The sequence below is a fragment of the Clostridium sp. DSM 8431 genome, from assembly GCF_900116755.1.
GTDB lineage: Bacteria > Bacillota > Clostridia > Clostridiales > Clostridiaceae > Clostridium.
Genome location: NZ_FPBY01000148.1, coordinates 1 through 8,279, shown reverse-complemented (window position 1 = coordinate 8,279; position 8,279 = coordinate 1). Strand labels below are relative to the sequence as shown.

At 28.4% G+C, this 8,279-nt stretch carries 8 protein-coding genes; 5 read left to right on the top strand and 3 right to left on the bottom strand.

Annotation, left to right across the window (positions count from 1 at the left end; translation table 11 throughout):
- Positions 1–241: 241 nt before the first annotated feature.
- Together BM384_RS13275 and BM384_RS13270 are read right to left on the bottom strand one after the other, a co-directional pair.
- Positions 242–1,186, bottom strand: coding sequence for an ROK family glucokinase (locus tag BM384_RS13275; RefSeq protein ID WP_090014327.1), 945 nt, complete (start codon positions 1,184–1,186; stop codon positions 242–244).
- A gap of 166 nt (positions 1,187–1,352) precedes the next feature.
- On the bottom strand, positions 1,353–2,864 hold the full coding sequence (locus tag BM384_RS13270; RefSeq protein WP_090014325.1) for a bifunctional metallophosphatase/5'-nucleotidase: 1,512 nt from the start codon (positions 2,862–2,864) through the stop codon (positions 1,353–1,355).
- Between the two features lie 404 nt (positions 2,865–3,268).
- Here BM384_RS13270 and BM384_RS13265 point away from each other — a divergent pair, with 404 nt between their 5' ends.
- The 5 genes from BM384_RS13265 to BM384_RS13245 all read left to right on the top strand — a co-directional run bounded on the left by BM384_RS13265 (position 3,269) and on the right by BM384_RS13245 (position 7,465).
- A complete protein-coding gene (locus BM384_RS13265; protein WP_090014329.1) occupies positions 3,269–3,682 on the top strand; it encodes an EamA family transporter in 414 nt (137 codons plus the stop codon).
- Between the two features lie 149 nt (positions 3,683–3,831).
- Positions 3,832–4,764, top strand: coding sequence for an ABC transporter permease (locus BM384_RS13260; RefSeq protein WP_090014323.1), 933 nt, complete (start codon positions 3,832–3,834; stop codon positions 4,762–4,764).
- A complete protein-coding gene (locus BM384_RS13255) occupies positions 4,754–5,722 on the top strand; it encodes an iron chelate uptake ABC transporter family permease subunit (RefSeq protein ID WP_090014320.1) in 969 nt (322 codons plus the stop codon). The genes BM384_RS13260 and BM384_RS13255 overlap by 11 nt, the downstream gene beginning before the upstream one ends.
- Positions 5,719–6,474, top strand: a complete 756-nt coding sequence (locus BM384_RS13250) for an iron ABC transporter ATP-binding protein (RefSeq protein ID WP_090014319.1) — start codon at positions 5,719–5,721, stop codon at positions 6,472–6,474. Before BM384_RS13255 ends, BM384_RS13250 begins: the two co-directional genes overlap by 4 nt.
- Before the next feature lie 46 nt (positions 6,475–6,520).
- Positions 6,521–7,465 (top strand): siderophore ABC transporter substrate-binding protein, encoded by a 945-nt coding sequence (locus BM384_RS13245; RefSeq protein WP_175537384.1) that lies wholly within the window; start codon positions 6,521–6,523, stop codon positions 7,463–7,465.
- Positions 7,466–7,635: 170 nt separating this feature from the next.
- On the opposite strand, the gene BM384_RS13240 is transcribed toward BM384_RS13245, so the two are convergent.
- On the bottom strand, positions 7,636–8,001 hold the full coding sequence (locus BM384_RS13240) for a hypothetical protein (protein WP_090014316.1): 366 nt from the start codon (positions 7,999–8,001) through the stop codon (positions 7,636–7,638).
- Positions 8,002–8,279 lie beyond the last annotated feature (278 nt).

The following is an 8,279-nucleotide window of genomic DNA, read 5'->3' as shown; positions in this document are numbered from 1 at the left end:
AAGGGAGAACATCCTTATATAAATACGAACTTTAAAGGACGTCCACCTATATTTGAATAGCTTGTTTTATTTATCACTCTATTTAGTAATTGAGCCTTTAAAATACAGCCTTCAACAAAAAATGAGCCAGATAAAAATCCGACTCATTTTTATTAATTATACTTTTTAAAGTTTCATAAGAAAAATTCATTATTTCTGCACAACCAATCTTGTTGGCCTTAATTTCTTTACATATTTCATATTAACGAATTTCTTGAGCAAGCTTCGCTCCACCATAGATTCCAGCATCATTTCCAAGTAATGCTAATTCAAATTTAGCATCTCTACATGCATGGAATGCTTTTTGTCTATAATTATCAGCAATGCTGTCAATTATTATTTTACCCGCTTTAGAAACACCGCCACCTATAACGAATACTTCTGGATCGCATACAGCTGAGATTTGTGCAAGAGCTCTTCCCATAGTCTTTCCAAAATCATCTACTATATCTAAAGCTAATTTATCTCCTTCTTTAGCTTTATCAAACACATCTTTAGCTGTTATCTCTTCTATATTTCTCAAAGAAGATTCCATATCTGTTTTTTCTAACATTTTTTTAGCACATCTTACTATTCCTGTTGCAGAAGTATATTGTTCTAAGCATCCAGTATTTCCACAACCGCATACTTCTTCTTCTTTTTCATTAACATTAATATGACCTATTTCTCCAGCAGCACCATGTACACCTGATAATATTCTTCCATCGATGATTACACCACCGCCAACTCCAGTTCCTAGAGTTACCATTACCATGTTATCATAGCCTTTTCCTCCACCTTGCCATAGTTCTCCTAAGGCTGCTATGTTAGCATCATTAGCTGCTTTAACCTTTAAGCCTGTCTTTTTTTCTAATGCTTCTTCAACATTAAAAATTCCCCATCCAAGATTAACACATTTAACTACAACACCATTAGATTTTACTGGACCAGGTACTCCAAGTCCTATACCTTGCACCTCATCTACATGTATACCCTTTTCTTTTAGCACTCCATCAATTGATTCAGCTATATCAGTAAGTATATGAAAACCATTGTCAGCTTTGTTCGTAGGAATTTCCCATTTTCTTATTAGCTTTCCTTCTACTTCAAATAATCCTATTTTTACTGTTGTACCACCAATATCTACTCCAATTGAATATTTCTTCATATGCTTATTCTCCTTACTATTTTCTTTAGTTCGAACTTCCTAATACATTCTCTTATTATTTTACACTATTTTTATAGTAAATTACAATTAAATAACTATTTGTTTATCTATTATTTAATTTTTTTAAAAAACTCTTAATATTTAACCATTAACTAAAAACACACATCTATTTTATTACACTAATATATTTGTTTTTATCTACTACTACATTTTTATATTTATTAAAGTAATTAATTATAATTTCAGTCATTTCAACTTGAATTTCTTTAACTACTTCACACTCAGTATAAAATTCATATCCACCAGCACCACTTGCTCTATAATTATTCATAACAAGAGTAAATTCATCATCATCTTTTACTTCTTGATTTTTAAATTTCACATACTCTAAAGTATTGGTATCATTTTCATTTAGCTTATATCCATATTCTATATTACTGAAATAATCATAATTATAATGCTCAACCTTTGGCTTTAAAAAGGCATCTGAAACAGTAACCTCTCTGCCATCATAAGCAAAATATTCTCCACATCTATTTAGAGCCTTCTTTAATATTTCTCCAGTAACCTTTAAAACTACTAAAGTATTTGGATAAATATATGTTGAAACTATATCTCTAACAGTTACATCCTTATTAAATCCTTTAATAGAATTAGCAAATGATGTACAAGCTATATCTGAATGACTTTCCTCTAATTGAACCATATTAATAAAATTAGCTAATAGAGAACCTTCCATAGCCATATCTATATGACTTTTAGGAGTTAAGTCTACATCTAAATGTCCAACTGGGCTATCAAGCCACTTTTGAACTTTTTCTTCTATAACCATAAGTTCATTATATACATCTTTTTCAGGGTTAATTTCTGGCACAACTAATTTTGATTCTATATTAGTTATCTTTTCGTCATATTGTAAATTCAATTCAATATATCTTTGTCCATTTTGTGGAGTTTGTACAATATATGTGTCAAAAAGTTTCTGCCCTTCTATAGCCATATGCTGATGACCAGTAAGCAATATATCAAAGCCTAATTCTTCACATATTTTATAAGCTAAATTTTCCTTAGTCTCACTTAAGGCTTTATGGGAATCTAAATCCTTTTCAAAACCTCCATGATATACTCCAATAATTATATCTGCTAAATCTTTAACTTCTTCATAAACTCTTTTAACATTAGAAAAAGTATCATCTATAGAAAAGTTTTCTAAGTTTTTAGGCTGTTCCCATACATTTATAAAATCTGTAGTAAACCCTATAATAGCTACTTTTAATCCATTTTCCATAATTTTCATTGAATATTCCTTTATGGGAAGCTTGCCTGTTTTATCCTTAACATTACAGCATACACACTCTGCATTTATGTTATCTAGGTAACTTCTTAAATTTTCATATCCATAATTAAAATCATGATTCCCTAAGGTGACAAAATCATATTTCCCTGAATTAATCACCTTAGATATAGGATGAACATTAAATTCTTCATTTGTTAAAAAAGTTGTAAAAGGTGATCCTTGAAGAGTATCTCCTCCATCAATTATTAAGGTATTTTCATCCTTAGTAAAAGAATTTATTAAATTTAACATTCCTATTGGCTTTTTTTCATTGTTAATGTAATCAGTTGGATAAACAAAACCATGTATATCCGAAGTAAAATATATCTTTAGTTTTTTCATAAATTAAACACCTCAATCGCTATTATATCAAATTTTCTTCAATAATTTAATTGATTTTAACTATAATAAACCCCTCTTTTATAATTTATTTTCTTTCTACTTATAAAAACGTTAAATATTTTTATTTACTAAAGATAATCTCCTGAATCAATAAAATAAATTTAATAATATATTTTCTTAAAAATGCTCTCTTTTTCATATACTTTACTCAAATTCACAACCATAGTATTATCTCATATTTTCAAGTCCATTAATATAGAAAGTATTTACCAAAAATAACTATTTAAACTTAAACACACTTGCAAAAAATACCTATTTTAATTATAATATTCCCTTGAAAAAATTATTTATAAAGGAGGATTTTAGCTTTGAGAAAAAATTTTAAAGCTGAAAGTAAATTTAATATGTGGTTTGTATTTGCTTTATTATCTGCATTTTTTGCAGCACTAACTTCAATTTTAGCTAAAATAGGAATAGAAGGGATAAATTCTAATTTAGCAACTGCCATTAGAACTGTGGTGGTTTTAATTATGGCATGGGGAATGGTAATTATAACTGGCACTTTAAGAGGTATTACAGATATAAGCCGTAAGGGATGGCTATTTTTAATTTTATCTGGAATTGCAACAGGACTTTCCTGGCTTTGTTACTATAAAGCTTTGCAGACTGGTGATGCATCGAAGGTTGTTCCTGTGGATAAATTTAGTGTAGTTATAAGTATGCTCCTTGCTTTTGTTGTTCTTAAAGAAACAGTAACTTTAAAGACTTTAATTGGTGGAATCTTGATAACTCTTGGTACTTTTATTATGATTCTTTAGAAAAAATTCAAGTTTTTTTGATAATATTTCTATTTTATTGTTGACACTCCTTAAACCTGATGATAATATGTACAAGACGCTGTTGATAATGAATATCATTAACATGTTAATAAACAAAGGAGTGCTTTAATGAAAAAAAATATTTATTTATAGGGATAATATTATTATCACTTGTTTCTCTATTTATAGGAACTTCCACCATAACTCTATCTGACATAGTTAATGGTAACTTAGATAAAATAAAAATTATCTTCATAAGTAGAATTCCTAGAGTAATAAGTATAATCATTGCTGGCGCAGGACTTAGCATAAGTGGTTTAATCATGCAACAAATCACAAGAAATAAGTTTACATCTCCTACTACAGCTGGAACTATGGACTCAGCTAAAATGGGAGTATTATTTTCAATGCTATTTATGCCTAGTGCTGGTATTTTAGGTAAAGCTCTATTTGCCTTCATATTTGCTCTAATTGGATCTTTAATATTCTTAACAATCCTATCTAAAATTAAAGTTAAGAATGTTATATTTGTTCCTCTTGTAGGTATGATGTTTGGCTCTATCATAGGTTCTATAACTTCTTTTATATCTTACTCATTAGATTTAAATCAAACCTTAAACGCATGGTTTCAAGGAAGTTTTTCTACAGCCATAAAAGGAAGATACGAACTTTTATATTTCTGCATCCCATCAATAATACTAGCTTTTATATACGCTAACAAGTTTACTATAGCTGGTATGGGTAAGTCCTTTTCAACTAACCTAGGACTAAATCATGAAAGAATAGTTAATATAGGAATGGTTTTAGTTTCTTCAATTTCAGGATTAACTTTAGTTATGGTTGGAAACATCCCTTTTATAGGTCTTATAGTTCCTAACTTAATAAGCATTATGAAGGGTGATAATTTAAAGAATTCCCTAACTGAAACATGTTTATTTGGAGCAATATTTGTTCTTGCATGCGATTTAATTGGACGAGTTATAATAGCACCTTATGAAGTTGCTATAGGACTAACTGTAGGTGTAATAGGAAGTGTATTATTCTTATACCTAGTACTAAGGAGGAATACAAGTGCAGCTTAATACTAAAGAAAAGAAAGAACTTAAAAAGATATATGCTTTGTTAATTATAGCAGTTATTTCAACCCTTATCTTTTTATGTATAGGTTTAGAACCTTCAACTTCAAGTTATCTTTTATCTAAAAGGATACCAAAAATCTTAGCCATAATAGTTAGTGGAGGATGTATAGCCTTCTCAGCAATAGTTTTTCAAACTATTACTAATAACAGAATTCTAACTCCAAGTATTTTAGGATTAGATTCAGTATATTCATTTTTTCAAACTATTGTAGTTTTTATATTTGGATCACAAAGCATTGTTATGACAAATAAAAATATAAATTTTATACTATCACTCATAGGAATGTTATTTCTTTCTGCCATCTTATATAAGCTTGTTTTTAAAAGATATAATAATCTAATGCATCTATTGTTAGTTGGCCTTATAGTTGGAACTTTATTTAATAGTATGGCATCTTTTATGCAAGTATTAATAGATCCAAATGAATACTTAACTTTGCAAACTAAACTTGTAGCAAGCTTTAGTAATGTTAACGTAAATGTTTTATTACTATCTATACTTATACTATTAGGAATAATACCTTTTATTTATGATGATTTTAAATTTTTAGATGTAATAACTCTTGGAAGAGAGCAAGTTCTAAATCTTGGAGTTGATTATGATAAGATAGTAAAAAAAATGATGTTAATTATAGCTATTTTAACTGCTATTTCAACAGCTCTTGTTGGTCCTGTAACATTTTTAAGTCTTATAGTCGTAAATGTTACATATCAAGTTATACATAGTTATAAGCACACATTACTTACATCTGCAGCAGTTCTTATAAGTGTTTGCAGTTTAGTAATTGGGACTTTATTAGTGGAAAAAGTATTTACTTTCAATACTACTTTAAGTATAATAATTAATTTTATTGGAGGAATATACTTCTTATATCTTTTACTTAAGGAGAATAAATTATGATAGAAGTAAAAAACATAACTAAAAAATATGGCAATACAAAGGTTGTTGATAATGTATCTTTAAATATAGAAAAAGGTAAAATGATATCTTTAATAGGGCCAAATGGTGCTGGAAAAAGTACTGTTTTATCTATGATAACAAGACTTTTAAAAATGGATGAAGGTGAAGTTATTATTGATGGCATTGAACTTAGCAAATGGAATAATGCTGAACTTTCAAAAAAGATTTCAATATTAAAACAATCTAACAATATTAATTTAAGATTAACAATAAGAGACTTAGTTGAATTCGGTAGATTCCCCTATTCTCAAGGTAATCTAACTAAAGAAGATATAAAATATATAGATGAAGCTCTTAAATACATGAATATTAAAGATATCGAAAATAAATACTTAGATGAATTAAGCGGTGGTCAAAGACAAAGAGCTTATATAGCAATGATAATTGCTCAAAATACTGAATATGTATTTTTAGATGAACCACTTAATAACCTTGATATGAAATATTGCGTTCAAATGATGCAGGTTATAAGAGCATTAGTTGATGATTTAGGTAAAACTGTAGTTACTGTTTTACATGATATTAATTTTGCTTCTTGCTATTCAGATGTGATAATAGCAATGAAAGATGGTAAGGTCTATAAAGAAGGTATTACTTCTAGCATTATAGATCAAAATGTCCTTGAAGACTTATATGATACAAACTTTAGAATTCAGGATATTGATGATAAAAAAATATGTGTTTATTTTTAATTTTACATTGATAATAAAATTCATTCACACTCAGGAGGAAATAATAATGAACAAAAAAATAGCCGGAATAGTTGCAGGCGCAGCTATATTAGTAGTAGGAGCTGCTTGCTTCTTTACATTTAATTCAAAGAAAACTGAAGTGGAAAATACAGCAGCTGTAGTTAAAGAAATATCACATGTATCTGGAACTACAAAACTCCAAGGAGTACCAGAAAGAGTTGTAGCTTTAGACTATGGAACAGTTGACGCATTAGATGCTATGGAGGTTGAATTAGTTGGACTTCCAAAGTCAGGTAAATTACCTTCATACTTAGATAAATTTAAGGATGAAAAGTATGGAAATACTGGATCTGTTAAAGAACCAGATTTAGAAGCAATAAATGCTTTAAAGCCAGATGTTATCTTTATTTCTGGAAGAATGACAGATTACTATGATAAGCTTTCTGAAATAGCTCCTACTATTAATATAAATATTGATGGTGCTGCTTACATTGAATCATTTACTAATGCAATGAACATTTATGGAGAAATTTTCGATAAGACTGATAAAGTTGATTCTCTAGTTAATAATGTTAAAACTAAAGCAGAAGAAGTAAAAGCTAAAACTACAGGACTTACTGCAAATACTATAATGATTAATGGTCGTTCTTTAAGTGCCTTTGGTCCTGACTCTAGATATGGTTTACTATTTAATGAATTGGGCTTTAATCCTGCTGATTCTAATCTTACTGCTTCAACTCACGGTCAAGAAGTTTCTTTCGAATACTTAGTAGAACATCCATCTGATTATATCTTTGTTGTAGATAGAAATGCTATAACAGGCGGTAAAGATTCAGCTAAAGATATTTTAAATAATGAATTAGTTAATGAAACAAAAGCAGCTAAAGATGGTAATATAGTATACTTAGATTCAGTAATTTGGTATACAGTATCTGGAGGATACACTTCTACTTTAGATATGATTTCTGAAGTAAATCGCGCTTTAAAATAATTAATTTAAAATTTTCACTGAAGCTCCTTTATTTTAGGAGCTTTTTCTATTTATCACTTTTTTTATCTTTTCTAGGTATAATATCTGAAATTAAATTTTTATTATTGTTAACATGATACATATCTTTTAACAAGTTAATATAGAATTCTTTAACATCTACTGTATTAAAATCATAAAAATATCACATCGCATTTTTTTATAGTACTATAAGAACATAGATAATTAGAATACCATTCTAAAAATATATGATCACCACTAACCATTGCTTTTAAAGTCTTTTTTATAATTTCTAATGAATGTAACGTAACTTCATCTATATTAGCTTTAAGTATATGTTTAGATATATTAAATGAAAGTTCTGCTTCTATAATATCTGAATGATATCCCTCTTTAGACAAGTTTAATGCAAGCTTCAAGAAATCATCAACTACTTTATTACCAGTAGTTAGATTATCTGCTGCACAAAGCCCCTTATTATGAATCTCAACTAATTGTTTGCTTAATATTATAAATAAATCATCTATAGAATTCTCCACTTCTTTCCCCCTTGTATAATCTAGTTGTAACATTTGATAGAAAACTATTTACTATTCTAACGAACATTACATGTCTAAATTGATATTAATTTTCTTATCTATTACTTTGCTTACGCCCCGATAGGGAAATACGCATTTCATAATTTAAAATAGTTTTTTATTTAAATTCCAAAAGGAATCTAACCAAATTTAATATAGTTTAGTATAATACTCCTGAATAGAAGATAGATGTACCCCCCCTGGGAGGTTTTAAAGAACCTATACCCGTAAAAAAGCGT